22 protein-coding genes are annotated in these 24,344 nt (G+C 51.8%); 13 read left to right on the top strand and 9 right to left on the bottom strand.

Annotation, left to right across the window (positions count from 1 at the left end; all coding sequences use genetic code 11):
• Nucleotides 1–172 precede the first annotated feature (172 nt).
• The 4 genes from AACZ19_RS03665 (at nt 173) to AACZ19_RS03650 (ending at nt 5,054) form a co-directional block, all read left to right on the top strand.
• Nucleotides 173–1,375 (top strand): pyridoxal phosphate-dependent aminotransferase, encoded by a 1,203-nt coding sequence (locus AACZ19_RS03665; RefSeq protein ID WP_339631226.1) that lies wholly within the window; start codon nt 173–175, stop codon nt 1,373–1,375.
• Between the two features lie 192 nt (nt 1,376–1,567).
• On the top strand, nt 1,568–3,583 hold the full coding sequence (locus AACZ19_RS03660) for an elongation factor G (protein WP_339631224.1): 2,016 nt from the start codon (nt 1,568–1,570) through the stop codon (nt 3,581–3,583).
• 103 nt (nt 3,584–3,686) lie between these two features.
• Nucleotides 3,687–4,661: a protein-methionine-sulfoxide reductase catalytic subunit MsrP gene (msrP, locus tag AACZ19_RS03655; protein ID WP_339631223.1), complete on the top strand. Its 975-nt coding sequence runs from the start codon at nt 3,687–3,689 to the stop codon at nt 4,659–4,661.
• Between the two features lie 108 nt (nt 4,662–4,769).
• The gene (locus tag AACZ19_RS03650) at nt 4,770–5,054 is read left to right on the top strand and encodes a ferritin-like domain-containing protein (RefSeq protein ID WP_339631222.1); all 285 of its coding nucleotides are present in this window, start codon (nt 4,770–4,772) and stop codon (nt 5,052–5,054) included.
• Between the two features lie 777 nt (nt 5,055–5,831).
• Here AACZ19_RS03650 and AACZ19_RS03645 read toward each other — a convergent pair.
• The 3 genes from AACZ19_RS03645 to AACZ19_RS03635 form a co-directional block, all read right to left on the bottom strand.
• Nucleotides 5,832–6,722, bottom strand: a complete 891-nt coding sequence (locus AACZ19_RS03645; RefSeq protein WP_339631220.1) for a LysR family transcriptional regulator — start codon at nt 6,720–6,722, stop codon at nt 5,832–5,834.
• A gap of 53 nt (nt 6,723–6,775) precedes the next feature.
• Nucleotides 6,776–7,744: a thioredoxin-disulfide reductase gene (gene trxB / locus AACZ19_RS03640; protein ID WP_339631218.1), complete on the bottom strand. Its 969-nt coding sequence runs from the start codon at nt 7,742–7,744 to the stop codon at nt 6,776–6,778.
• Between the two features lie 125 nt (nt 7,745–7,869).
• A complete protein-coding gene (locus AACZ19_RS03635; protein WP_339631216.1) occupies nt 7,870–8,823 on the bottom strand; it encodes a mitochondrial fission ELM1 family protein in 954 nt (317 codons plus the stop codon).
• A 183-nt stretch (nt 8,824–9,006) separates the two neighbouring features.
• Between AACZ19_RS03635 and AACZ19_RS03630 the strand changes: the two genes are divergently transcribed.
• From AACZ19_RS03630 to AACZ19_RS03620, 3 genes are all read left to right on the top strand, one after another.
• On the top strand, nt 9,007–9,519 hold the full coding sequence (locus AACZ19_RS03630) for an Lrp/AsnC family transcriptional regulator (protein WP_339631214.1): 513 nt from the start codon (nt 9,007–9,009) through the stop codon (nt 9,517–9,519).
• A gap of 48 nt (nt 9,520–9,567) precedes the next feature.
• Entirely contained in the window at nt 9,568–11,193 is a 1,626-nt protein-coding gene (locus tag AACZ19_RS03625; RefSeq protein WP_339631212.1) for an acyl-CoA synthetase, read from the top strand.
• An 86-nt stretch (nt 11,194–11,279) separates the two neighbouring features.
• Nucleotides 11,280–11,552 (top strand): hypothetical protein, encoded by a 273-nt coding sequence (locus tag AACZ19_RS03620; protein WP_339631210.1) that lies wholly within the window; start codon nt 11,280–11,282, stop codon nt 11,550–11,552.
• A 410-nt stretch (nt 11,553–11,962) separates the two neighbouring features.
• Here the strand turns inward: AACZ19_RS03620 and AACZ19_RS03615 are convergent, their stop codons facing one another.
• Nucleotides 11,963–12,145, bottom strand: coding sequence for a DUF1192 domain-containing protein (locus AACZ19_RS03615; protein WP_339631208.1), 183 nt, complete (start codon nt 12,143–12,145; stop codon nt 11,963–11,965).
• 108 nt (nt 12,146–12,253) lie between these two features.
• Between AACZ19_RS03615 and AACZ19_RS03610 the strand changes: the two genes are divergently transcribed.
• The 4 genes from AACZ19_RS03610 (at nt 12,254) to AACZ19_RS03595 (ending at nt 16,964) form a co-directional block, all read left to right on the top strand.
• Nucleotides 12,254–13,252, top strand: a complete 999-nt coding sequence (locus tag AACZ19_RS03610) for an NAD(P)H-quinone oxidoreductase (protein WP_339631207.1) — start codon at nt 12,254–12,256, stop codon at nt 13,250–13,252.
• Between the two features lie 91 nt (nt 13,253–13,343).
• On the top strand, nt 13,344–14,114 hold the full coding sequence (locus tag AACZ19_RS03605) for a cell cycle transcriptional regulator TrcR (protein ID WP_339631205.1): 771 nt from the start codon (nt 13,344–13,346) through the stop codon (nt 14,112–14,114).
• A gap of 162 nt (nt 14,115–14,276) precedes the next feature.
• Entirely contained in the window at nt 14,277–16,178 is a 1,902-nt protein-coding gene (locus AACZ19_RS03600; RefSeq protein WP_339631203.1) for a propionyl-CoA synthetase, read from the top strand.
• Between the two features lie 15 nt (nt 16,179–16,193).
• On the top strand, nt 16,194–16,964 hold the full coding sequence (locus AACZ19_RS03595; RefSeq protein ID WP_339631201.1) for an SDR family oxidoreductase: 771 nt from the start codon (nt 16,194–16,196) through the stop codon (nt 16,962–16,964).
• Between the two features lie 14 nt (nt 16,965–16,978).
• On the opposite strand, the gene AACZ19_RS03590 is transcribed toward AACZ19_RS03595, so the two are convergent.
• Complete coding sequence (locus AACZ19_RS03590; protein ID WP_339631200.1) at nt 16,979–17,443, bottom strand: Hpt domain-containing protein; 465 nt, start codon at nt 17,441–17,443, stop codon at nt 16,979–16,981.
• A gap of 70 nt (nt 17,444–17,513) precedes the next feature.
• On the bottom strand, nt 17,514–17,999 hold the full coding sequence (locus AACZ19_RS03585) for a response regulator (protein WP_339631199.1): 486 nt from the start codon (nt 17,997–17,999) through the stop codon (nt 17,514–17,516).
• A gap of 179 nt (nt 18,000–18,178) precedes the next feature.
• On the opposite strand from AACZ19_RS03585, the gene AACZ19_RS03580 reads away from it, so the two are divergent.
• The gene (locus AACZ19_RS03580; protein ID WP_339631198.1) at nt 18,179–18,571 is read left to right on the top strand and encodes a cupin domain-containing protein; all 393 of its coding nucleotides are present in this window, start codon (nt 18,179–18,181) and stop codon (nt 18,569–18,571) included.
• A 64-nt stretch (nt 18,572–18,635) separates the two neighbouring features.
• Here the strand turns inward: AACZ19_RS03580 and greA are convergent, their stop codons facing one another.
• The 3 genes from greA to carA all read right to left on the bottom strand — a co-directional run bounded on the left by greA (nt 18,636) and on the right by carA (nt 23,625).
• A complete protein-coding gene (gene greA / locus AACZ19_RS03575) occupies nt 18,636–19,112 on the bottom strand; it encodes a transcription elongation factor GreA (protein WP_339631197.1) in 477 nt (158 codons plus the stop codon).
• A 93-nt stretch (nt 19,113–19,205) separates the two neighbouring features.
• Nucleotides 19,206–22,448: a carbamoyl-phosphate synthase large subunit gene (gene carB, locus AACZ19_RS03570; protein ID WP_339631196.1), complete on the bottom strand. Its 3,243-nt coding sequence runs from the start codon at nt 22,446–22,448 to the stop codon at nt 19,206–19,208.
• Nucleotides 22,441–23,625 carry a glutamine-hydrolyzing carbamoyl-phosphate synthase small subunit gene (carA, locus tag AACZ19_RS03565; RefSeq protein ID WP_339631194.1) on the bottom strand — a complete coding sequence of 395 codons (1,185 nt, stop codon included), beginning with the start codon at nt 23,623–23,625 and terminating at the stop codon, nt 22,441–22,443. Before carA ends, carB begins: the two co-directional genes overlap by 8 nt.
• 220 nt (nt 23,626–23,845) lie before the next feature.
• Here carA and AACZ19_RS03560 point away from each other — a divergent pair, with 220 nt between their 5' ends.
• A complete protein-coding gene (locus AACZ19_RS03560) occupies nt 23,846–24,304 on the top strand; it encodes a GatB/YqeY domain-containing protein (protein WP_339631192.1) in 459 nt (152 codons plus the stop codon).
• The last annotated feature ends 40 nt before the right edge of the window (nt 24,305–24,344 follow it).

Genomic DNA, 24,344 nt, shown 5'->3' with positions numbered 1-24,344 from the left:
ATGAATATGGTAAAAATTTAATGAAAGAGGGATACCCCTTATTTCATTCCGGTTTTCGGCCCTTTAAGGAGAAAAACGGGTGGTCTAGTCGCCCGATAAGCGCTATAGATCACTTGCTTGAAGACGCAAAATCGCGTCTTGATTTTATCCTAACCAGGAGAGATGGGAAGTTATGTCTATTGTTGCGCAGAGTCTGGGTCGTATTAAGCCTTCTGTTACTATCGCGGTCACCACCAAGGCCGCGGAACTCAAACTGGCGGGCCGCGACATTATTGGTCTTGGCGCCGGGGAGCCGGATTTCGATACGCCGGACAACATCAAGGAAGCGGCAATCCGGGCGATCAGCGAAGGCAAGACAAAATACACGGCTGTGGACGGAATTCTGGAGCTGAAGCAGGCGATTTGCGCAAAGTTCAAGCGTGATAATGATCTCGATTATGAACCCTCCCAGGTAACTGTTGGGACGGGCGGCAAGCAGATTATTTATAACGCATTGATCGCAACCCTTAATCCAGGCGATGAAGTGCTCATTCCCGCGCCCTATTGGGTTTCCTATCCGGATATGGTTCTACTGGGTGGCGGGGAGCCGGTTTTTGTTCCCACTTCCGCCGAGAACAGGTTTAAGATGCAACCCGCTGACCTGGAGGCCGCCATTACGCCAAAAACGAAATGGCTGATTTTCAACTCTCCGTCAAACCCGTCAGGGGCCGGATACAGCCATGACGAATTGAAGGCGCTGACGGACGTCCTTATCCGGCACCCGGATGTCTGGATACTGACGGATGATATGTATGAGCATCTGGTTTATGGAGATTTCAAGTTTGTCACCCCGGCACAGGTCGAGCCCGCCCTCTATGACCGAACGCTGACCATGAACGGGGTGTCGAAATCCTATGCAATGACCGGGTGGCGTATTGGTTATGGCGCTGGTCCAATCGAGTTGATCAAAGCGATGGCGAAAGTGCAGTCGCAAAGCACTTCCAACCCGTGTTCCATTAGCCAGTATGCGGCCGTTGAGGCACTGAACGGACCGCAGGATTTTATCGCGGAACGAGCGAAAGTCTTTGAAGAGCGGCGGGATCTTGTCGTTGGCATGCTAAACCAAGCAAATGGCCTCAGCTGTCTGGTGCCGGAAGGAGCATTTTATGTCTATCCGTCCTGCGCAGGATGTATCGGCAAGAAAACACCGGAGGGAAAAGTGATCGAGAGCGATTTTGATTTTATTTCCGAGCTTCTGGAAAGCGAGGGTGTCGCCGTGGTCCACGGGGAGGCATTCGGCCTGTCTCCGCATTTTCGGGTTTCTTACGCGACATCGACAGAGGCCCTTACCGAGGCTTGTGAACGTATACAACGGTTTTGTGCCAGCCTGAGCTGAGATAAACGGGATTCCATTGAAAAGGCGGCCGATGATTCGGTCGCCTTTTTTTGTGGGCTAAAATTCACCTAGAATTTTCCAGAAACGCCTACGAGTTTCTGCGCCGTTCAGGCAAACCTCCAAGATTCTTCTTGCGCCAGCTGTTCCGGAGGAGGAACATTAGAATAATCTAACGAATAAGGGAGGTATGTTATGGTCGTAGACAAACCTAAGGGACCTCGCAGCATTGCGCTGGTAGGTCCCTACTCAAGCGGAAAAACAACTCTTCTTGAAGCCATCCTGCATATTTGTGGTGAAACAGATCGCAAAGGAAGTGTCACGGCTGGCACATCTTGCGGAGACAGTTCCAAGGAAGCGCGGGAACGTCAGATGAGCGTTGAGGTGAACGCCGCTCACGCCAACTATCTTGGTGACGAGTTCACTATTCTGGATTGTCCCGGATCCGTGGAATTTTTCCAGGAATGCGAGAACGCTCTTGCCGGGGTCGATGCGGCGGTTGTTGTATGCGAGCCGGATAGCGAGCGAGTCCTGACCTTGTCACCTCTCCTTAAATGCCTGCAGGAGAAAGGGCTGCCGACCTTTATCTTCGTTAACAAGATGGATAAAGCTTACGGCTCTGTTCATGATCTTTTTAACTCCCTTCAGGCTGTGGCCGATCGGGCGCTCGTCCTGCGTCAGGTGCCGATTTTTAAGGACGATATTATCACAGGCTATGTCGACCTCGCTTCTGAAAGAGCCTATGTCTACAAGGAAGGGGAGGCGTCGCGCATCATTGATCTGCCGCCTGAAATGGCAGAGGAGGAAGGAACCTCCCGGTTTGAAATGCTCGAAAAACTGGCCGATTTTGATGATCATTTAATGGAAGAGCTGCTGGAGGATATCGAACCTGAGCGCGAGGAGATCTATGCACTGTTGCAAAATGACTTGTGCGAAGGACTGGTAACGCCTGTGTTTCTTGGATCGGCAGAAAATGACAACGGTGTGCGGCGTCTCCTTAAGGCATTACGGCATGAGGTGCCGGAAGCGTCCGTTGCGGCAGTGCGAAATGGTTTTGATCCCGGGTCCGGAGAGCCCATTGCGCAAATACTTAAAACATATATGTCGGCACAAGGTGGGAAACTCTCTCTTGGTCGTATCTGGTCAGGTGAAATCAAGGATGGCGACAGTTTATTCACGGGAAGGATTGGTGGATTATATCGACTGCAGGGCGGTAAATCTGAGAAATTAGCCAAGGCAGGTCCCGGCGATATTGTCGGTTTCGGGCGCCTTGATGAAGCGCAGACCGGTGATATTCTGATGAAAGACAAAACAGTATCTCTATCGCAGGATGCAATGCTCGCGCCCGTTTACAGTTTTGCGCTCGTTCCGGAGAACCGGGATGATGAGGTCAAGCTCTCCGCGGCACTGGCCAAGGTCCTAGAAGAAGACAACTCGTTAAAAGCTGAACATAAACAGGAAACGCAGGAATTGCTGCTGTGGGGGCAGGGCGAGATTCATTTGAATGTCGCTTTGGACCGGATGCGGAACAAGTACGGCATAAGCGTAAATTCACGTCGGCCAAAGGTTGCCTATAGAGAGGCAATCCGCAAAGCTGCGAAGCAACATGCGCGCTATAAGAAACAAAGCGGTGGCCATGGGCAATTTGGAGATGTTCATATCGAGATCAAGCCATTGCCACGCGGTTCCGGCTTTAATTTCGAAGAGAAGATTGTCGGCGGCTCCGTGCCTAAGCAGTATATCCCCGCCGTTGAAAGCGGAGTAAAGGAATATCTGGTGGAGGGGCCGCTCGGGTTTCCGGTTGTCGATGTTTCCGTGACCCTGTTCGATGGGCAGTTCCACTCGGTCGATAGCTCGGAAAATTCGTTTCGGTCTGCTGCGCGTATCGCCATGAGCGAGGGCATGCCGAAATGCGATCCGGTATTGCTAGAACCAATTTACAAGGTGGAAATTGCGATGCCGTCGGAACATACGTCGCGTGTTAACAGTATCGTCAGTAGTCGCCGGGGTCAGATCCTGGGATTTGATGCCCGTGATGGCTGGGACGGCTGGGATATGCTGGTGGCGATGATCCCTGAATCAGAGGTGCACGATCTGATCGTCGACTTGAGGTCCGTGACTCTTGGGATAGGGACCTATCGCAGCGAGTTCGATCATCTCCAGGAGCTGACAGGTCAGAACGCCGAAAAAGTCCTGCAAAACCGAAGTTGAAACCCGGTATTCTGAGACGTACTCACAGACTGTTGACTTGTAGTTGAAGCCTTGTCGCCCGATTATCTTCTGTAATACAAACGAAGCAGGAGGAACTGGGCGCGTGCTAATTAGGAATCCAAAAGGCTGGGTACTCCCGGAATCGAAGGCGACTTCGGAAAATGTGTATCTGAACAGGCGGAAAATCCTTCAGGGGATGGCGGGCGCTGGATTAATAGCATCAATAGGATCGTCGGCTGCCTTAAGATCTGCTTTTGCAGCGACGGACGGTGATCCAAGCGCTGGACTCTATCCGGTGCCTCGCAATGATCGCTATAAAGTTACGCGGGAACTAACGCCAGAGAAAATCGCCACGACCTACAACAATTTCTATGAGTTCGGATCTCACAAGGAAATCTACAATGCGGCGCAGGCCCTCAAAATTCGGCCTTGGACCGTCACGATCGATGGCATGGTCGAAAAAGAGATGGAGATTGGCGTAGATGATCTACTCGCAAAAATGCCGCTGGAGGAACGCCTCTACCGGCACCGCTGCGTCGAAGCTTGGTCGATGGTTGTGCCTTGGAGCGGGTTTCCCCTGAAAGAGCTGGTAAAGCTTGCCGCACCCACCTCTAAAGCGAAATATCTGGTGATGCAGACCTTCGAGGATAGTTCCGTCGCTCCGGGTCAGAGACAGTTCTGGTACCCTTGGCCTTATACTGACGGCCTGACGATAGAAGAGGCAACCAACGATCTTTCGTTCATCGTGACCGGTCTGTATGGCAAGCCCTTGCCAAAGCAGAATGGGGCCCCCTTGCGCCTTGCCGTGCCATGGAAATACGGTTTCAAACATGTAAAATCCATTGTCCGTTTCTCTTTCACGGACAAGCGACCGGAAACTTTCTGGGAAACCCTCCTCAAGAATGAATATGGCTTTTGGGCAAATGTAAACCCGGAGGTACCCCATCCCCGCTGGTCACAAGCGAAAGAACGTGACATTGGAACGGGGGAATATGTTCCTACTGTTATCTATAATGGCTATGGAGAGTATGTTGCCGATCTCTATAAAGACATGAAGGGTGAAAATCTGTTTATGTAGATTTTTGATATTTCCGCTCTCGGCGGGTTGCGAATGTTTCAGCTTCTGCTATCTATAAAATGATACTAATCTGGAATCATTCCAATGCGCCGAGGAGGGCGATATTAAATGGCCAATGAAGGATACCACGAGCCAATCGATGAACTTTCTGATGAAACACGGGATATGCATCGGGCAATCACGTCGCTGATGGAGGAGCTGGAAGCCGTTGACTGGTATAATCAACGGGTTGATGCCTGCAAGGATGAAGAGCTGAAGAAGATTCTTGCACATAATCGCGATGAGGAAAAAGAGCATGCCGCGATGGTACTGGAGTGGATTCGCCGTCGGGATTCCGTTTTGGACGATGAGCTGAAAGACTATTTGTTCAAGGAAGGCCCCATCGGTCATTGACGCCCCTAGACTTCCGCGCAATCAAAAATGCCGACCATGTGAATGGTCGGCATTTCTGACAGGGAGGTGCATCGAGATAAAAGATGCGTTGAAACAAGCGGATAGGGAGGGACCCACTTGATTCTTGCCGAAAAGCTCCGGCAATAAGGTGATGCTTGCTTCAACACCACTCCTTAACAATATTGGGTTTTCTCGATCTTTTAGAATATGCATTTAAGCATATCAGCCATGCGGTCACGGCATGCAAAAAAAAGACCGGCCTCAATGAAGAGGCCGGCTAAGTCTAACAGGGAGGTATTGCCTTTCGACAATACAGATTACATGTGATTGGGAGGAATACATGCAATCGATATCAGCAGGGAGCTGATATTCTGAATGCTGCAACGCAACATCCATGCTCTATAAATAGCTAACTCCGACCCTGTTTTCCACCAATAATATTGCAGTGCACATATGCAAAAACTGCATAGCTCTGAATTGGCAATAAAATCTTGTTTATGAGATTTTTTAAATCTAGGCGAAGGATATAGCCAAAAAGAGACCGGCCTCAATGAAGAGGCCGGTCAAGTCTAACAGGGAGGTATATGTCAAGAAGACATAGGATTGCAAAAATCAGGGAGGAAATTTTGCAATACCACAAAAATCAAAGATTTCTGCGAGAACATTTGTTGCGTCGCAACATCGTTCGCCGTCTTTGTATAAAAATATCTGACTTGGGGGAAGAGCAATTTGGTCAATGCTAATATGTTTGTTGTGCATGGCTTGACCGCAGCCACTCTAAAAAGAGTATTCGGCTACCTTCTGAATAAGAAAGTCCCGGAAAATTGTCACTCTCTTGGACTTTCGCAATTCTTCGGGATAAACGTAGTAGGAATCGAAGGTCGGACCGCCGACATCGGGCAGAATACGGATGATATTTGCATGGCCGTCTACGATATAGTCCGGCAGGCTCGCTATCCCGAGACCGCTTTGAACGGCCAACAGCAGACCATAAACGTTATTGACTTTGAATATCGGTTCCTTCGTGCGGCCGGCCTTTGCGAGTTCATGCACCAGCCAATTGACATTGGAAATATTGGACGGCGCCTCGTCGCCGTAGCTGATGAGATTGGCGTCAATAATATCTTCCAAGCGCGTTGGTGTGCCATGCTTTTTAAGATAGTCCGGTGATGCGTAGACATGATGATTAACCGTCATCAGTTTGCGCTGAATGAGGTCCGGTTGTACGGGTGCACGCAAGCGAATGGCGATATCGGCCTCTCGCATGCCAAGGTCCAGCTCCCGGTCCGCAAGAATAAGATTGACCGTGATATCGGGGTACAACTCTACAAATTCCCGAATACGCGGTGTCAGCCAGTTGGCGCCCAGACCTACTGTGGCGGTAACCCTCAGCTCGCCCGACGGTTTTTCATGCGCGTCCATCAACTGGGCCTCTGTCATCGCCAGTTTGGCAAAGACTTCATGGGCGGTTTGAAACAGTAATTCTCCCTGCTCGGTCAGCAGCAAGCCGCGGGCGTGACGGTGGAAGAGGGCAACCTGAAGGCTTTCTTCAAGAGCGCTGATCTGACGGCTGATCGCGGATTGGCTGAGATGCAGCGTTTCACCGGCGCGTGTGAAGCTGCCAGCCTCCGCAACCGCATGAAATATGCGCAACTTGTCCCAATCCATCTAATTTCCTGCTGCGGGCTCTAACGCGACCGTCAAAACTCCGCGGCCCCTCTCTATTCCGCGGCTTGAGCCGAAGTGGTTTCGCTTTCGGCAATATATTTTTCGGCTTCAAGCGCGGCCATGCAGCCGGTTCCCGCTGCCGTCACTGCCTGGCGGTAAATCTTGTCCTGCACATCGCCGCACGCGAAGATGCCGGGGATATTGGTTGCGGTGGAATCGGGCGCTGTAATCAGATAGCCTTCGCTATCCATATCAAGCTTTCCTTTAACGAGTTCCGTGTTCGGTGTGTGCCCAATGGCGATAAAGACACCATGAACGGACACTTCCTGTATCTCACCGGTTTTTGCATGACGCAGACGTGCGCCGGTAACGCCGAAAGGATCGTCCTGCCCGACTATTTCTTCAAGCACATGATCCCAAATGACCTCGATCTTCGGGTTTTTCATCAAGCGATCGACCAGGATTTTTTCGGCCCTGAGTTCATCCCGCCGATGAACCAATATTACCTTGTCAGCATGATTGGTGAGATAAATCGCTTCTTCCACGGCGGTGTTGCCGCCGCCAATGACCATGACATCCTTACCGCGATAGAAAAAGCCGTCGCAGGTGGCACAGGCGGAAACACCGAAGCCCATATATTTCTGCTCTGTTGGGAGGCCGAGCCATTTCGCCGCAGCGCCAGTAGCGATCACCACGGACTGGGCGATATATTTTGTACCAGAATCAGCCGTTGCAACGAAGGGCCGCTGGGTGACATCCAGGTCGACGATGTAGTCGTTAAAAATACGCGTGCCGACATTCCGGGCCTGGGCTTCCATCTGCTCCATTAGCCACGGGCCCTGAATTGGATCGGCAAAACCCGGGTAGTTTTCAACATCTGTCGTAATTGTCAGCTGGCCGCCGGGCTGTAATCCGTGCACAAGGATTGGATCGAGAGAGGCACGCGCGGCATATATGGCTGCCGTGTCCCCAGCCGGGCCGGAGCCAATAATTAGTACGTCAGTTTGATGAATATCCGCCATGCCGAACTCCGGTATCAGTTTGCCGCGCTTTTAGAAGTATTGATGTATTTATAACGTGCGACGAAGCCATGCAAGGGCGCGTCCACAACTTTGCGACAAAGGCTACAAGGCCTGATGCTTTGCGGTCACTTTTGGCGTGATTGCAGAATAACTCTGACTTCGTCCGCAATCTTTTGTGTTTCAAGGAGAGGAGGGTAGCTCCATTGTTCCAGGCGGCCTTTAAACGGGCGGGTATAACCCTTATCGCGCATACGTTTATGGAAATAATTGAACTTGGCGTTCCCACCCGGCAGCTCAAATATATGGACCGGTTTGCCGAGCGCACAGGCTTCACAGACCATATTGACAGAATCACTTGTTACGATAAGCGCATCAGCAAGTGCCAGATATCCAAAATACGGATTCTCGCCCTCTCCCGTCCAAAGTTGATGCGGAACATTGTTGAGCGCCGATTTTAGGATATGTTCATTTTCCTCGCCTGTTCGTCGGGACGTTGTCACAAGAAAACTACATTTCACCTCGTCGTGAAGGGCTTCCAGTTTCGCGGCGAGATCCTTCATGACATCCTCGGTCATGTCATAACACCGGTTACTTCCCCCGATCAGGACCGCCACGCGGGGCGAGGGGAGATGGGAGACCGTTTCCTGAAATTTTTTGCCTGCCTCATGGAGCTTTTCCGGCGTTATTCGCCCAAGCGCGCCTTCGCATACCAGGACATTATCGCCGCGCAGCTTGTCATGCTCGGGGACGATGACGAGATCAAATTTCGACGCATCACTGTTCGGCGTCTGGATATGAATAGTGAATGTTTTTGCGCCATTTGCCTTTTTTATCGCCAGACTTGCTGGAATAGACTGCCGACCACATGTGATAAGGACGTCGGGCCAGGGCGGAAGAAGTACATCACCGGTTTTATCGAGAAGGCTGAGAGGGTTGATCCACAACTGCGGCGGTAGCCAACGCCATGGCGCTTTCGTCACAATTCTTTTCACTTCAAACTCAAGGCCTAGCGCTTCCGCAAGGCCGATTCCCTGAATTTCCATGCCTGCACTGCCATCGGTAACGATCCAGCATGACATTTGAGTTATTTTTCCATTCGCGTTCATTTTTCTGGCATAGGCCGCCGTTCCGGCGTGGGTCAAGGCATTTAGTGGTCGGCCGGGTAATTTTCTTACTCATTTGGCATAGTCTCTGCTTCTATGGCTTGGCGGAACGCAATCTTTGTAATAATATTGCGCGCAACAAACGTGTGGAGGAAATAAATGCAACGCGTAAAGCTAGACGAAATTGATCGCCGTATCTTGCATGATCTGCAGGAAGACGGGCGTATCACAAATGTAGAACTGGCAAAAAATGCCGGCATATCTGCTCCTCCGTGCCTGCGGCGGGTTCGCGCCCTTGAAGAGGCGGGATATATTGAAGGGTATCATGCGCAGCTGAATGCAGAGCATCTTGGCTTCGGTGTTACGGTCTTCGCACTGGTCGGTCTCCAGAGTCAGGCTGAGAATGACCTTTCCGCCTTTGAGAGTCTTGTGCAAAGCTGGCCGCTGGTGCGGGAATGCTACATGCTTGCCGGTGAAAATGACTTTATTTTAAAAGTGGTGGCAAAAGACTGGGATACCTACCAGCATTTCCTCACGCATGAATTAACAGGCGCTCCCAATGTGGAGCATGTGAAAACATCGTTGGGAATTCGGGTGTCGAAATTCCTGCCCGGTGTGCCGGTAAACTTAAGCGGTGAGAAAGAAGGAGTTGGAAAAAAACCGCAACAATGACAACAAATATCTTTGGGTAATTTTTTGAAGAAAGATTGGGAGACTCTTTTGACTGAAAATCCGTATCAAACTGACCTAGATCGTAATCCCGCAAATTATGAGCCGCTAACACCTCTCACGTTTCTCCAGCGATCGGCAGAGGTTTATCCGGAAAAGATCGCAATTGTGCACGGCGACCTCACATATAATTATCGTGATTTTTATAACAGGTCCCGCCAGCTGGCGAGCGCCTTGAAGGCGCGCGGATTGGGGATTGGCGACACAGTGGCAATCATGGCTCCGAACATTCCGGCTGTGTTGGAGACACATTACGGCGTGCCGATGATTGGCGCGGTTTTAAACACGCTTAATACCCGTCTGGATGCGGCGGCACTGGCTTTTATTCTTGATCATGGTGAGTGCAAGCTGCTTTTGACGGACCGCGAATTTTCCCCGCTTATCAAGGGGGCGTTGTCTCTCGCCAAGGTGAAACCTATTGTCATTGATATTGATGATTCGCTCGCGGAAAGCGGTGAACTGATTGGTGAAATGGAATATGAAGCCTTTATCGCGAGCGGTGATGCGAATTTCGCGTGGCAGGGACCGAAAGATGAATGGTCCGCAATTTCACTGAATTACACATCCGGCACAACAGGTGATCCGAAAGGCGTCGTCTACCATCATCGGGGTGCCTTTCTGTCCGCCATGGGAAATGCCGTTTCCTGGAGCCTGCCCAAGCACCCGGTTTATCTATGGACGCTGCCGATGTTTCATTGCAACGGATGGTGTTTTCCCTGGACAATGACGGCGGTGGGCGGAACGCATGTCTGCCTGCGCAAGGTTGAGGCCAGCGCGATATATTATGAATTGGAAAGGTGCCAGGTCGATCACATGTGCGGGGCACCGATCATTCTTTCGATGCTGATCAATGCGTCGGCCGAGGATAAGGCGAAAGCACCGAAGGGCGTGAAGTTCATGGTGGCTGCGGCTCCGCCACCTGCAACGGTCCTGGCGGAGATGGATGAAATGGGATTCGATGTCACCCACGTTTATGGCCTGACCGAAACTTTTGGTCCGGCGGTACTATGTGACTGGAATGCGGATTGGAATGACAAGCCTGTTGAAGACCGGGCGGCCCTCAAGGCCCGCCAGGGCGTTCGCTATCATGCGTTGGCCGGTCTTGAGATAATGGACCCGGAAACAATGACGCCCGTTGCCGCAGACGGCAATACCATGGGCGAAGTGATGCTGCGGGGTAACCTGATCATGAAAGGTTACCTGAAGAACGCAAAAACGACGCAGGCATCATTTAAAGACGGCTGGTTCCATTCCGGCGACCTGGGTGTTGTCCATGAAGATGGCTATATCGAACTGCGGGACCGCTCAAAGGACATTATCATTTCAGGCGGGGAAAATATTTCGACAATTGAAGTTGAAGGGACCCTATATAAACATCCTGCCGTGCTGGAAGTTGCTGTCGTTGCCCGTCCGGATGACAAATGGGGCGAAACGCCCTGCGCCTTTGTCATGCTGCGTGAGGGTAAAACAGCGACGGAGACGGAGCTAATCCAATTCTGTCGGGACAACATGGCCCATTACAAATGTCCGAAGACTGTGGTATTTGAAGACTTGCCCAAAACATCCACAGGAAAAGTGCAGAAGTTCGTTCTGCGGGAACGCGCACGAAACTTATGATAGGCTTCTGCCGACAGCCGGTTATCAAAAAATTAACCAAAAAACTGGTAATGTGGCGCCAAGTTTCTGGTTAGGAGGGCATGAATGTGACCCATTATTTGGTAACAGAAGATAATCCAGCAGGTAAAAAGCTGGAAGACGTACTTGGTATGTTGCGTAAAGACATTCTTGAACGCTGCGCGTTGATTACCGATGATCCGCGGGTCGAGGCGAAAGCCGTCCTTGCCAACAATATGCGCATTCTTAATTCCGTGACGGATGCAATATTGTTGGCGGAGGATAGTACCAGCATTCTCGATAAAGCGTTTGGCCCCAGTCAGGCATCCAAGGGTGGGCCGCCTCGTATTGGCCACCTGTAAGTATTCGAGAAGTAATAGAAATTATTGAGGGGGCTGCCACATGGGCGCCCCCTCTTTTTTTGCCTCAACCTGTCAGACTTGCTTCTGATGGAGCGAATTAAAACGCTGATTTTATGCAAGAGTCAAGAGGCTATATTACTGATTTATTAAACGAAAGAGGGGAGAAGCTTAGGTGCAGTGCAAAAAAAAGAGCCGCCTTAAAGAAGGCGGCCCAAGTCAACAGGGAGGCGTCATAAAGACTGGAAAAGGATTCCAGCCAAATGCAGTCCTAGGTGGGCTGCAGCATTTAACTTAACGATCAAATATTAAATTACAATTAATGAATATACAAATTTTTAGCATTTTCATTATTTTTTTTAAAAATAATCTACTGATTCGCTCATTGCCTCTTCAGGACGAGAAATATCTAGTTAGCTTTTGAAGACATTTGTCGCGGCATCCTGGGCTGCCTTCTTTTTCAAAATGACCTGCTTCGTTCTTTCGACTTCTTCCTTCAGGGTCACGATATATTCTTCTAGGTCCGAGATTGACATAGTGTCGAAATTCACCGGGCCGGTTCCCGTGAGGGGTTTGTCATCTTCATCACTTGTCATTGTTCATTTCCTCAATATGCTATTGCTGGAACTGCAACCAGAATAATTAACCTTCTCAATCCTGTCCAAGCATTCGCTACTGGCAGATTGAAATGCATGGAGAATAATATGACAACCCTTCCAAAGACAATGACCGCGATCGAAATCAAGGAGTTCGGCGGGCCGGAAGGACTTGTGCCTGCCACGCGCCCGGTCCCGGAACCGGGACATGATGAAGTGTTGATCAAGGTTGCCGCTGCGGGTGTGAACCGGCCAGACGTTTTGCAACGCAAGGGTGGCTACGCGCCGCCTCCCGGCGCGTCTGATATTCCCGGGCTTGAAGTCTCAGGAACCGTTGCCGCAGCAGGAGCAGGTGTGACCAAATATAAAGTGGGCGATCAGCTTTGTGCCCTCGTTGCCGGCGGCGGCTATGCGGAATATTGCGTCGCGCCGGAAGCGCAATGCCTTGATATCCCGAAAGGATTTGATCTGGTACAGGCGGCGGCATTGCCGGAGACCTTTTTTACGGTCTGGACGAATGTGTTTGACCGGGGACATCTGACGGGCGGTGAATCATTTCTTGTACATGGCGGAGCGAGCGGTATCGGAACGACGGCTATTCAGCTCGCCAAGGCATTCGGGGCGCGGGCTTTCACTACTGCCTCGACTGATGAGAAATGTCGCGCTGTTGAAAAGCTCGGGGCAGAGCGAGGAATTAATTACCGATCTGAGGACTATGTAGAGGTGGTCAAGGAACTGACAGATGGCAAGGGTGTGGACCTCATCCTTGATATGGTTGGCGGCGACTATATACAGCGTAATATTTCGGCGCTGGCCGTTGAGGGACGGCTGGTTTACATCGCCTTCCTTGGCGGAGCGGAGGTGAAAGTCAACTTCGCGGCCATGATGCTGAAGCGATTGACGATAACCGGATCAACTCTTCGCCCTCAATCCGTGCAGGCGAAAGCAGATATCGGATCACGGTTGGAAGCGAAGGTATGGCCGCTCTTGTCGGCAGGAACAGTCACGCCGGTCATGGACAGCACATTCCCGCTGACGGAGGCGGCCGCAGCCCATCACCGTATAGATGATTCTGCTCATATCGGGAAAATCGTTTTGACGGTTTAGGTGTGGACTTTAGGGGCTTTTTTCGCCATATACATACAAGAATCGAGTTTGGGTCCGATTGTTGATAAAGAGACCCGAAAAAGGAGACTTTATGGTAACGCCCCTACTGCCAAAGGCAACGGCCGTTTGGCTGATTGATAACACATCTTTGTCCTTTTCGCAGATCGCTGACTTTTGCGGCCTACACTCCCTTGAAGTTCAGGGGATTGCTGACGGTGAAGTTGCCGTCGGGATCGTCGGACTCGACCCGATAGCCAACGGACAGCTGACAATGGAGGAGCTTGAGCGTTGTCAGAAAGACCCGGCGGCGCGCCTCGCGATCAGTGATCCCGCCGGTGACGTCCCGCAACCCCGCCGACGCGGTGGCCGTTATACGCCTGTATCCCGTCGCGGCGATCGTCCGGACGCCATTTCATGGCTGGTGAAGTTTCACCCTGAACTGACGGATGCGCAAATATCGAAACTGGTTGGTACGACGAAGACCACAATTAATGCCGTGCGCGACCGCACTCACTGGAATGCGCAAAATATTAGGCCTCGGGATCCGGTCAGTCTCGGCATCTGTACCCAGTTGGAACTTGATGAAGCTGTGCAGAAATCTGCCCATCGTCGTAAAGACGAAGATCGTGGTAAGCTGATGGAGGAAGTGGCCGCCGCTGTTGCCGCGGAGGCTGCGGCTGTGCCTCTCACGCCTTATGAGTTGAAAAAGAAGCAGGTCGAGAAAGAAGAGGCCTATGATCCGCGTGCAGAGGCGGAAGCGGTTTTCGGTAAATCGTTCGCCAGAAAAAAAGAAGAGGACGAGAAGAAATCTGCCTCCGCGAGGGAGCTTGACGGGTTGTTCAAGTCATCTTCTGACGATTAAACGTCAATAATTATCAGAAACCCGCCGGGCAGTGCCTGACGGGTTTCTTTTTACCCAATAAAGGCTCGGAATGCGGCAGTTTGTCCCGGCAGTTTCTGTTGACAATAGGGGCGGGCCGTTGTTTTTCTATGAGTAAGCAAGAAACAGTCAGGGAAATGGGATATGACCAGCTATGAGAATGACTATCAGCAATCACTGCAAGACCCGGAAACATTTTGGTCCAAGGCCGCTGAAGGCATAAGCTGGAGTAAACCCTGGGACCGTGTCCTGAATTCGGAAAATCCGCCTTTCTATCGCTGGTTCGAAGGTGCGGAAATGAACACCTGCTACAATTGTCTCGACCGTCATGTCGAAGAGGGGCGCGGTGATCAGGACGCGCTTATCTATGACAGCCCGATGACGGGCCAGGTTGTCAAATTTACCTATCGCGAATTCACGGATATTGTTGCCCGCTTTGCCGGAGCACTTGCCTCACGCGGCATTACAAAGGGCGACAGGGTCCTGATTTATATGCCGATGGTGCCGGAGGCAGCGGTCGCCATGCTTGCATGTGCCCGTATCGGGGCCATTCACTCCGTTGTTTTCGGCGGATTTGCGCCGAAGGAACTGGCGACGCGTATCGATGACGCAAAGCCTGTGGCGATTATTGCGGCTTCCTGTGGGCTGGAACCGGGCCGGACCATTGCCTATAAGCCGTTGATTGATGATGCGATCAATCTTTCCTCCCATAAACCATCCAGCTGTATCATCCTGCAACGTCCTGAATGTGAGGCGGAATTGTCATCGGAACGGGATTGCGATTGGCAGGCGCTGGTGGCAGCGTCTGAGCCAGCTCCCTGCGTTCCTGTTGCCGCGACGGACCCACTCTATATCCTCTATACTTCCGGGACAACAGGTATTCCAAAGGGGGTCGTTCGCGATAATGGCGGGCATGCCGTCGCTCTTCGCTGGTCGATGAAGTATGTCTATGACATAAACCCCGGGGAAGTGTTCTGGGCCGCATCTGATGTTGGCTGGGTCGTAGGCCATTCTTATATTGTCTATGCGCCTCTGTTGCATGGCTGCACGACGATCCTTTATGAAGGAAAACCGGTTGGTACGCCGGATGCCGGTGCGTTCTGGCGTGTCATTCAGGACCACAAGGTCAAGGCGCTATTTACGGCGCCAACGGCTTTTCGTGCTATTCGTCAGCAGGATCCAGAAGGCAAGCTTATCCCGGATTATGATCTTAGCAATTTCGTCACGCTGTTTCTTGCGGGGGAGCGGGCCGATCCAGACACCATCATCTGGGCGCAGGATCAACTCAAGGTTCCTGTTATCGATCACTGGTGGCAGACGGAAACGGGCTGGGCCATAGGCGCAAACTGCATGGGCTACGGGATGAAACCGGTGAAGCTTGGCAGCCCGACCCTCCCGGTGCCGGGTTACGATATCCGGATCATAGACGAGCGGGATAGCAAGACCGAGATGGCACGCGGCGACATTGGTGTAATTGCAGTGAAATTGCCGTTGCCGCCCGGATCTCTGCCGACGCTTTGGCAAAATGATGAGGGTTTTGTTCGGTCCTATATGGCGGATATTCCGGGCTACTACAAAACCGGGGATGCTGGCTATATTGATGAAGACGGCTATCTTTTCATCATGGCACGAACCGACGATATCATTAATGTCGCAGGCCATAGGCTTTCCACTGGTGGGATGGAAGAAGTACTCGCCGGTCATCCCGATGTCGCTGAAAGTGCCGTCATGGGTGTCCAGGACAAGCTAAAGGGTCAGGTCCCAGTAGGGTTCGTTGTTGTGAATGCCGGGGTGAACCGCCCGGAAGAGGAGATACAGAAAGAACTGGTCGCCTTGGTTCGGGAGAAAATCGGACCGGTTGCTGCCTTTAAGATTGTCCTTTTGGTAAAGCGCCTTCCCAAAACACGCTCCGGCAAAATACTGCGCGCTGTCATGCGAAAAATAGCTGATGGGGAGCCTTACAATGCGCCGGCAACCATTGATGATCCGGAAGTTCTGACGGAGATCACGGAAGTCCTGGCGAATGCGGGATATCCTGCAAAATAAACAAGGGAGGCTTCAATGCGGTTGAAAGACAAAGTCGCAATTGTAACTGGCGCAGCGCAGGGTATTGGGTTTGGAGTCGCTGAGCTGTTCGTGCGTGAAGGAGCAATTGTTTATCTTGCCGATGTAAATGGTGACGCGGCGGCGGCTGCTGCGGCAAAGCTCGGCAGTTCGGCTATCGGGAAAAAGTGCGATATCTCGAAAAAAGCGGCCTGCGTTCAACTTGTCGCCGATGTAGTAGCGGAGCAGGGACATCTCGATGTTCTTGTTAACAATGCAGGCATTCTTCGAACCGGCGATGTGCTTGAAATATCGGAAGAGGATTATGATGCCGTGCTGGGAGTCAATCTCAAGGGGGCATTTCTTCTGAGCCAGGCTGCCGGCAAGGTTATGGTCGAGCAGGAAAAAGGCGGCAGCATCGTTAATATGTCGTCGGTGAATGCCCTTCTTACCATCCCCAGTATTCTACCCTACAATGTTTCCAAAGGCGGACTGAACCAGCTTACAAGAGTAATGGGAGTTGCGCTTGCACAAAGAGGTGTTCGCGTGAACGGCGTTGGTCCCGGATCAATCGCAACTGAAATGCTGGAAAAGGTCATGGAGGACGAGGCGGCGCGGCACGGAGTTCTCTCCCGGACGCCTATGGGAAGGACCGGGACGCCTGAAGAGATTGCCAAGGTTGTTTTGTTTCTTGCCTCCGACGACAGCTCATATGTCACCGGGCAAATTATCTATGCGGATGGCGGACGGCTCGGCCTAAATTATACTTCACCAGTTCCGGATGCATAACGACGCCGTGAAGATTATCTGGCTTTAGCATTTTCAATCGCCGCAATAATCGGCGCGGCCTTCGGATCAGTGTCATCCTTAATCCGGTTGGCGTTCACATAAATCAAAAGATCAAGATGAACCCGGATAAGGGGTAGCATTAAGTTCTTTGTTTCAAACTCTTCGCGGGTGAGTTCACAGATACCCGAACCAATTGTTCCCATAATGGGATAACCGAATGAGCCGCCCATGCCCTTCAGATCGTGGCCTTGGCGGAAAATTTCTTTCTGCTCGATTGTTGAGCCTTCTCCTTTTTCAAGGCAACTGAGCGCGTCTTCGATTGCCTCAATCACAGGCGGGATTTCTTTGAGGAACTCAGCCTCCAGCGCATCCATTTTTTTGGCCACGCGTTTTTCAATTTCCTTAAGCGAAAGACCTTCACCTTTGCTCGCCTTTTGCTTCAGATCGGACACCGGGTGATGAATTTCATACCCCTCCATCTTGACAATTTTCGTCATTGGGTACCTTTTCGCTTAATGTAATTGCTGATCGCCGTCTCAGGTTTCATGCTCACTGCCGCCGTTCCATTCCTTCGTACCCGCGCATGGCACGCCGACGATCCGGGCCTATATAGGTGGACGCCTTGATAAAGGGGCGCGGATTCTCGATCATCCAGACCAGTCGGTCATGCAGAGAGCCAACTGAGACAGGCTTTGCCAGAAACTCCGTCGCACCAGCATCGCGCGCCGTAATCACATGTTTCAAGGCAGTTTGTCCAGAGAGAACCAGGATAGGTGTATAGCGATCCACGCCCTTTTCTCCCTGACGTATGCGACGGATAAGGTCAATACCATTTTCCGGATTAAGCGACATATCGGTAATGACAATATCCGGAGCTTCTTCCAACATACAATCGAAGCATTCTTCCGAAGTATAGCACCCCCGCGAGTTAACGACATTCATCGCGAGCAAAAGGCTCTTCAACAGGCTGTGCATATTCTTGTTATCGTCGACAAAAAGAATATCCAGATTTCTGAAATTGTAATATTTCGACATCTGCTTAAATTTAACTCTGCTTTCCGGTTAACCATGTTAGTTTGAATGGTAAAATAGTGATAATTTCCTAATTTTTCTTAAAGCAGATGAGCCCAAAGTAAATATTATTCAACTAATGGGGCGCAAGCAGGATTTCAGGTCAAGATACTGACGCGCTTTTATTGCGAGGGGAGGAGAATTTGCCAAAATCCATCGATATCAACGCAGTGCTGAGCGAGCTTACCCCGTTAACGGGACGGACCCCTTATACAACGGATGAAGAATCAGCGAACACCTTTGCCCGGCTTGAAGAATATAATAACGGCGCTGTTTTTACAGGTAGTTTTGACGGGACCAGTGAATGGGAGCGGCATCGCGGCGGGGATGAGCTGGTACATATCCTTAAAGGCGAAACCGAATTGACGATCCTGTCTGGAAATTCGGAGGATGTACTTGTTCTTAAGGGCGGGATGTTGACGGTGGTTCCGCAAGGTTGCTGGCATCGGTTCCATGCTCCGGACGGAGTGACCGTTTTAACGGTGACACCACAACCGACAGACCATTCGGATGAAGATGATCCGCGCCAATTCTGATTGATATTGAATAAGAATGCCCATGGCAGAATATGCCATGGGTTCAGATTAACCGGCGAGCTGGTCAGCCGACGTAGTTCACTTCAATCACTTCATAGGCTTTGGACCCTCCGGGGGTCATAACCTCAACACTGTCGCCTTGTTCCTTGCCAATCAGTGCGCGGGCAAGCGGCGCCGTTATGGAAAGGCGCCCTTCTTCAATATTGCTCTCGTCTTCCCCGACAATCTGATAGCTCGTCTCTTCATCCGTGTCTTCGTCAGCCAGCAGGATCGTAGCGCCAAACTTGATCTGGCGCCCGGAAATAGAGGACACATCGATAATCTCCGCACGACCAAGTTTATCGGCAAGTTCGGCTATGCGACCTTCTATATGAGATTGCTGCTCTTTTGCGGCATGATATTCGGCGTTTTCCGAGAGGTCTCCATGCTCGCGTGCTGTAGAGATCGCCTGAATGACCGCCGGACGCGCCGTCGATTTCAGTTCTTTTAGCTCTTTTTCGAGCCGCGCATATCCCGTCGCTGTTATTGGTAGTCTTTCCATCAGAAATCTCGATTACGTTTTCGCAAAAAATTTCGGCTCATGCCAGTCACAAAGCCGCCTTGACTAAAGGCTCTTCAAGGCAGTGTCAAGGTATTAAGAATATGATTGAAGGGAATTAACTTCAAGTGTTCCAGTAAGAATTTTCTCAATCGCCTGCACAGTTGCATAGGCCCCGGCGACGGTTGTCGAGTAGGGGGTTTTCATGACGAGCGCCGTATGGCGGATATCATAGCTGTCCCGGAGTGCCTGCGTTCCCTCGGTCGTGTTGAAGACCATCGCGATATCGCCATTCTTCATCGTATCAACAATATTCGGACGCCCCTCCATGACCTTGTTGACGCGTGTGACAGTTAAGCCTTGATCGCTCAGATATTTTGCGGTTCCGCCGGTGGAAACAATATTGAAGCCAAGATCAATCAGCTTCGAGACCGCATCCTTAATCGGGGCTTTGTCAAGATCCTTGACGGAGACAAAGACAGTTCCGGATGTCGGAAGGCGGACGCCCGCCGCGATTTGAGATTTCAGGAAAGCCGCTCCGAAATCCCTGTCAATTCCCATGACTTCGCCAGTCGAGCGCATTTCTGGGCCCAGCACAACATCAACTCCCGGAAAGCGAGAGAAAGGAAAGACAGCTTCTTTAACCGTCACATGGTTGAGCGTGCGATATTCCAAATCAAAAGATGCCAGACTTTCTCCCGCCATAACCCGTGCGGCGATCTTCGCGATTGGATAGTTGATGCTTTTTGCAACGAAGGGGACAGTACGGCTGGCGCGCGGATTGACCTCCAGAATATAGATGACGTCGCCTTTAACAGCGAACTGTACATTCATCAGCCCGACAACATTAAGGGCCAGTGCCATGGCTTCTGTCTGGCGCATAATTTCTTCAATTGTATTTGCCGGAAGGGTATGCGGCGGCAAAGAGCAGGCGCTGTCACCGGAATGGATTCCGGCTTCTTCGATATGCTCCATAATGCCAGCGACGAAGACGGTCTTGCCGTCGCTCAGGCAATCTACATCGACTTCGATCGCATTCTGAAGATATCCATCGACCAGAACAGGGTCGTCTCCGGAAACGATCACCGCTTCGCGCATGTAGCGATCCAGGGACTCCCCATCCCGGACAATTTCCATGCCACGGCCACCCAGCACATAAGACGGGCGGACAACGACCGGATAGCCAATTCTTTCTGCTACTGCAAAAGCTTCTGAAACCGAACGCGCAATCCCATTCTCCGGTTGTTTAAGGCCGAGCTTATGAAGAAGCTGCTGGAACCTCTCACGATCTTCCGCAAGGTCGATTGCATCGGGGGTGGTACCGAGGATGGGAACGCCTGCTGCTTCTAGGCCCGCAGCCAGCTTGAGCGGTGTCTGGCCACCAAATTGGACAATGACACCATGAAGTGTCCCGTTTGATTGCTCTTTACGGATAACGGCGAGTGTGTCTTCAACGGTTAAAGGCTCGAAATACAGCCGGTCCGATGTGTCATAGTCGGTCGAGACTGTTTCCGGATTGCAATTGACCATGATTGTCTCGTAGCCCGCCTCGGACAGAGCATAAGCTGCGTGAACACAGCAGTAGTCAAACTCGATACCCTGACCAATGCGGTTAGGACCGCCGCCGAGAATAATAACCTTTTTCGCCTCTGTTGGGTCTGCCTCGCAGACCGCGTCGTCCCATTCATTCCCCTCATAGGTGGAATACATATAAGGGGTCTGGGATGGGAATTCGCCGGCGCATGTATCGATCCGTTTGTAAACAGGTTCTATTCCGAACTTCTGCCGGGCGGCAATTACATGCTCTTCTCGCGTTCCGGCGAGTTCGGCAAGACGAGCATCGCTGAAACCCATCGATTTCAGAGTGAGCAGGCCGCCCTTTGTCGTAGGGATTCCGCCTTCGCGGACCGCATTCTCCATTTCGACAATGGACTGTATCTGTGCCAGAAACCATGGCTCGTATTTGCTGGCATATTGAATTTCTTCAAGTGTGAGCCCTTCGCGAAAGGCTTGGGCGATGTTAAGCAAACGCTCAGGCGTTGGTTGCGCCAGAATTGACTGGATGCGTTGCTTGTCCGCCCGCTTTTCACCCGGTCCGGCAAAATTCTGCTCATTGAGGCCGGTCAGGCCGGTTTCAAGCGACCGGAGCGCCTTTTGCAGGCTTTCGGCAAACGTGCGGCCAATGGCCATGGCTTCGCCGACAGACTTCATCGCTGTGCCGAGCTTGGCTTCTGCGCCGGTGAATTTCTCGAATGTGAACCGAGGAATCTTGGTGACGACATAATCGATGGTCGGTTCAAACGACGCGGGCGTCACGCCGGTAATATCATTGTCCAGTTCATCCAGTGTATAACCTACGGCGAGCTTCGCTGCGATTTTTGCGATCGGAAAACCGGTTGCCTTGGACGCCAGAGCACTGGAGCGGGACACACGCGGGTTCATCTCGATAATGATCAAGCGGCCATTTTCCGGATTGACGGCGAATTGGACGTTCGAGCCGCCTGTCTCGACCCCGATCTCCCGAAGTACGGCAATCGAGGCATTGCGCATGACCTGATATTCCTTATCGGTCAGGGTAAGCGCCGGTGCAACAGTGATGGAATCGCCTGTATGAACACCCATCGGATCGACATTCTCGATCGAGCATATGATGATGCAGTTGTCCGCCTTGTCGCGGACCACTTCCATCTCATATTCTTTCCAGCCGACAATGCTCTCCTCCACCAGAACTTCCGTTGTGGGGGACGCATCAAGGCCGCCGGTCACAATTTCCTCGAACTCTTCGCGGTTATAGGCGATCCCGCCACCGGTGCCGCCGAGGGTGTAGGACGGGCGGATGATGCAGGGGAGCTTGACCTCCTCCAGTACCTTCCAGGCTTCTTCCATGGTGTGGGCAACCGCGCTCACCGGCATGTCGAGGCCGATTTTCAGCATGGCCGTACGGAACTGGTCCCGGTCTTCCGCCTTGGCGATAGCTTCCCGGTTCGCACCGATCAACTGGACGCCGAGCCGTTCCAGCACGCCGCTTTCAGCAAGCGCCAGAGCCGTATTAAGCGCAGTTTGCCCGCCCATAGTCGGCAGGATTGCGTCCGGGCGTTCCTTCTCGATAATCTTCTCGACAAATTCCGGGGTGATCGGCTCCACATAGGTGGCGTCGGCAAGGCCGGGGTCTGTCATAATCGTCGCCGGATTGGAGTTCACCAGGATAACCCGGTAGCCTTCTTCCTTCAGCGCCTTGCAGGCCTGGGTGCCGGAATAATCAAATTCGCAGGCCTGGCCGATAATGATGGGCCCGGCGCCGATGATCATGATGGACTGAATATCAGTACGTTTAGGCATTTTTGCTATCAACCAGATCTATAAACCGTTTGAAGAGATATTGGCTATCCTGAGGACCGGGGCTCGCTTCCGGATGGTATTGCACTGAGAAAACCGGCTTGCCGTCCACCTCCAGCCCTTCAACCACGCCGTCGAACAGCGATTTATGGGTTTCCGTCACGCCGCTGGGCAGGCTCTCTCGCTTGACGACGAAGCCATGGTTTTGCGACGTGATCTCCACCTTGCCGGTGATCATGTCTTTGACTGGCTGGTTGGCGCCGCGATGTCCCTGATGCATTTTCATCGTCTCCGCGCCAAGCGCGATCGCCAGCATCTGGTGACCGAGGCAAATGCCGAAAGTGGGGACGCCGCTTTCCACGCATTCCCGGATGACCGGCACAGCATATTCACCGGTTGCGGCCGGATCGCCGGGGCCGTTCGCAAGGAAAATCCCGTCAGGTTTGAGCGCCCTGATCTCATCATATGTCGCGGTTGCCGGGACGACGGTGATGCGGCAGCCAAGCTCTGCAAGACTGCGCAGGATATTATGCTTTACGCCGTAATCAACAGCGACGATGTGCCGCTTCGGGGCCTCCTGCTTGCCGTAGCCCGTCTTGATATCCCAACTCGTCTCGGTCCATTCATAGGCCGTCTTGCATGAAACTTCTTTGGCAAGGTCCATGCCTTCCAGACCCGGCCATTCCGCAGCCTTCTTGGTCAAGGCGGCAATATCGAACTTGCCATCCTTGCGGTGGGCGATGACACCGTTGGGCGCGCCGGACTTGCGGATATAGTGGGTGAGGCGACGGGTATCGACACCGGAGATGCCAGTGAGTTCACGGGATTTTAGCCAGTCGTCAAGTGGACCAATTGCCCGCCAGTTTGCCGGGTCCGTGATGTCTGCCCGAATGATCAGGCCGTTCGCTGCGATGCCTGAAGTCTCGATATCTTCGTCATTGAAACCGACATTGCCAATATGCGGGAAAGTGAAGGTGATCAGCTGGCCGGCAAATGAAGGATCGGTAAGACTTTCCTGATATCCGGTCATTGACGTGTTGAAGCAAACCTCCCCAATCGTCTCTCCTTCAATCCCGACGCCAAAGCCGTGAAACACTGTGCCATCGGCCAAGACCAGCACGGCCGTTGCCGTCCGTTCGCTGTTCAGGTCAATTGCGCCATTGTTGTTTGCATAAGACATGATAAAAGGGACCCTCTTGCGGCAGTTCCGCTGAGCCGAAAATTCTCTGGCCTGATAGCTGAATATTGCGCAGCAACATAAGCAGTTTGATCCTGCGCGTCAAGTTTTTCGACATAAAAATAACCCTTTAATTTCAATGACTTAGAAAGAATAATTGGTTTGCTATCAACTGTGGTTTCAGTTAGTATGGCGCCTTTCTTCATTACAGATTCGGATATCGATGTTACGAAGTAAAATTAAAGAGTCGCTAAAAGAGGCAATGAAATCAAAGGATAAGCGCCGTACTTCAACGCTTCGTCTGATCATTGCTACTCTTCAGGATCGGGATCTCGCGGCCCGCGATAAAGGTGCCGAAGAGGGAATCACCGATGACGAGATTCTCCAGATGTTGACCACCATGGTTCGCCAGCGCAAAGACTCTATTGCCGCTTACGAGAAAGGCGGGCGCGTCGACCTAGCTGCGTCGGAGCAGGAGGAAATTGATATTATTTCCGATTATCTGCCAAAGCAATTCGATGAAGCGGAAACCCGCGCGGCAGTGGAAAAAGTTATCGCTGATATCGAGGCGAAAGGCCTGAAAGATATGGGAAGGACGATGGCTGAGCTTAAAAATCGTCATGCCGGGCAGATGGACTTTTCAAAAGCGAGCGCTATCGTTAAGGAAACGCTCGGGGCATAAATTTGCAGGAATTGTCGGTTTTCATATTAACCGGTTAAAA

The organism is uncultured Sneathiella sp. (genome assembly GCF_963973085.1).
In the GTDB taxonomy this organism is placed as follows: Bacteria; Pseudomonadota; Alphaproteobacteria; order Sneathiellales; family Sneathiellaceae; genus Sneathiella.
This window is presented reverse-complemented; position numbering and strand designations above follow the sequence as displayed.

What these genes read in the sequence shown, in the direction of transcription:
- AACZ19_RS03665 (WP_339631226.1), top strand. Translation starts at nt 173, where the DNA reads ATGTCTATTGTTGCGCAGAGTCTGGGTCGTATTAAGCCTTCTGTTACT.
- AACZ19_RS03660 (WP_339631224.1), top strand. Translation starts at nt 1,568, where the DNA reads ATGGTCGTAGACAAACCTAAGGGACCTCGCAGCATTGCGCTGGTAGGT.
- AACZ19_RS03650 (WP_339631222.1), top strand. Translation starts at nt 4,770, where the DNA reads ATGGCCAATGAAGGATACCACGAGCCAATCGATGAACTTTCTGATGAA.
- AACZ19_RS03645 (WP_339631220.1), bottom strand. Translation starts at nt 6,722, where the DNA reads ATGGATTGGGACAAGTTGCGCATATTTCATGCGGTTGCGGAGGCTGGC.
- trxB (WP_339631218.1), bottom strand. Translation starts at nt 7,744, where the DNA reads ATGGCGGATATTCATCAAACTGACGTACTAATTATTGGCTCCGGCCCG.
- AACZ19_RS03635 (WP_339631216.1), bottom strand. Translation starts at nt 8,823, where the DNA reads ATGTCATGCTGGATCGTTACCGATGGCAGTGCAGGCATGGAAATTCAG.
- AACZ19_RS03630 (WP_339631214.1), top strand. Translation starts at nt 9,007, where the DNA reads ATGCAACGCGTAAAGCTAGACGAAATTGATCGCCGTATCTTGCATGAT.
- AACZ19_RS03615 (WP_339631208.1), bottom strand. Translation starts at nt 12,145, where the DNA reads ATGACAAGTGATGAAGATGACAAACCCCTCACGGGAACCGGCCCGGTG.
- AACZ19_RS03610 (WP_339631207.1), top strand. Translation starts at nt 12,254, where the DNA reads ATGACAACCCTTCCAAAGACAATGACCGCGATCGAAATCAAGGAGTTC.
- AACZ19_RS03605 (WP_339631205.1), top strand. Translation starts at nt 13,344, where the DNA reads ATGGTAACGCCCCTACTGCCAAAGGCAACGGCCGTTTGGCTGATTGAT.
- AACZ19_RS03600 (WP_339631203.1), top strand. Translation starts at nt 14,277, where the DNA reads ATGACCAGCTATGAGAATGACTATCAGCAATCACTGCAAGACCCGGAA.
- AACZ19_RS03595 (WP_339631201.1), top strand. Translation starts at nt 16,194, where the DNA reads ATGCGGTTGAAAGACAAAGTCGCAATTGTAACTGGCGCAGCGCAGGGT.
- AACZ19_RS03590 (WP_339631200.1), bottom strand. Translation starts at nt 17,443, where the DNA reads ATGGAGGGGTATGAAATTCATCACCCGGTGTCCGATCTGAAGCAAAAG.
- AACZ19_RS03585 (WP_339631199.1), bottom strand. Translation starts at nt 17,999, where the DNA reads ATGTCGAAATATTACAATTTCAGAAATCTGGATATTCTTTTTGTCGAC.
- greA (WP_339631197.1), bottom strand. Translation starts at nt 19,112, where the DNA reads ATGGAAAGACTACCAATAACAGCGACGGGATATGCGCGGCTCGAAAAA.
- carB (WP_339631196.1), bottom strand. Translation starts at nt 22,448, where the DNA reads ATGCCTAAACGTACTGATATTCAGTCCATCATGATCATCGGCGCCGGG.
- carA (WP_339631194.1), bottom strand. Translation starts at nt 23,625, where the DNA reads ATGTCTTATGCAAACAACAATGGCGCAATTGACCTGAACAGCGAACGG.
- AACZ19_RS03560 (WP_339631192.1), top strand. Translation starts at nt 23,846, where the DNA reads ATGTTACGAAGTAAAATTAAAGAGTCGCTAAAAGAGGCAATGAAATCA.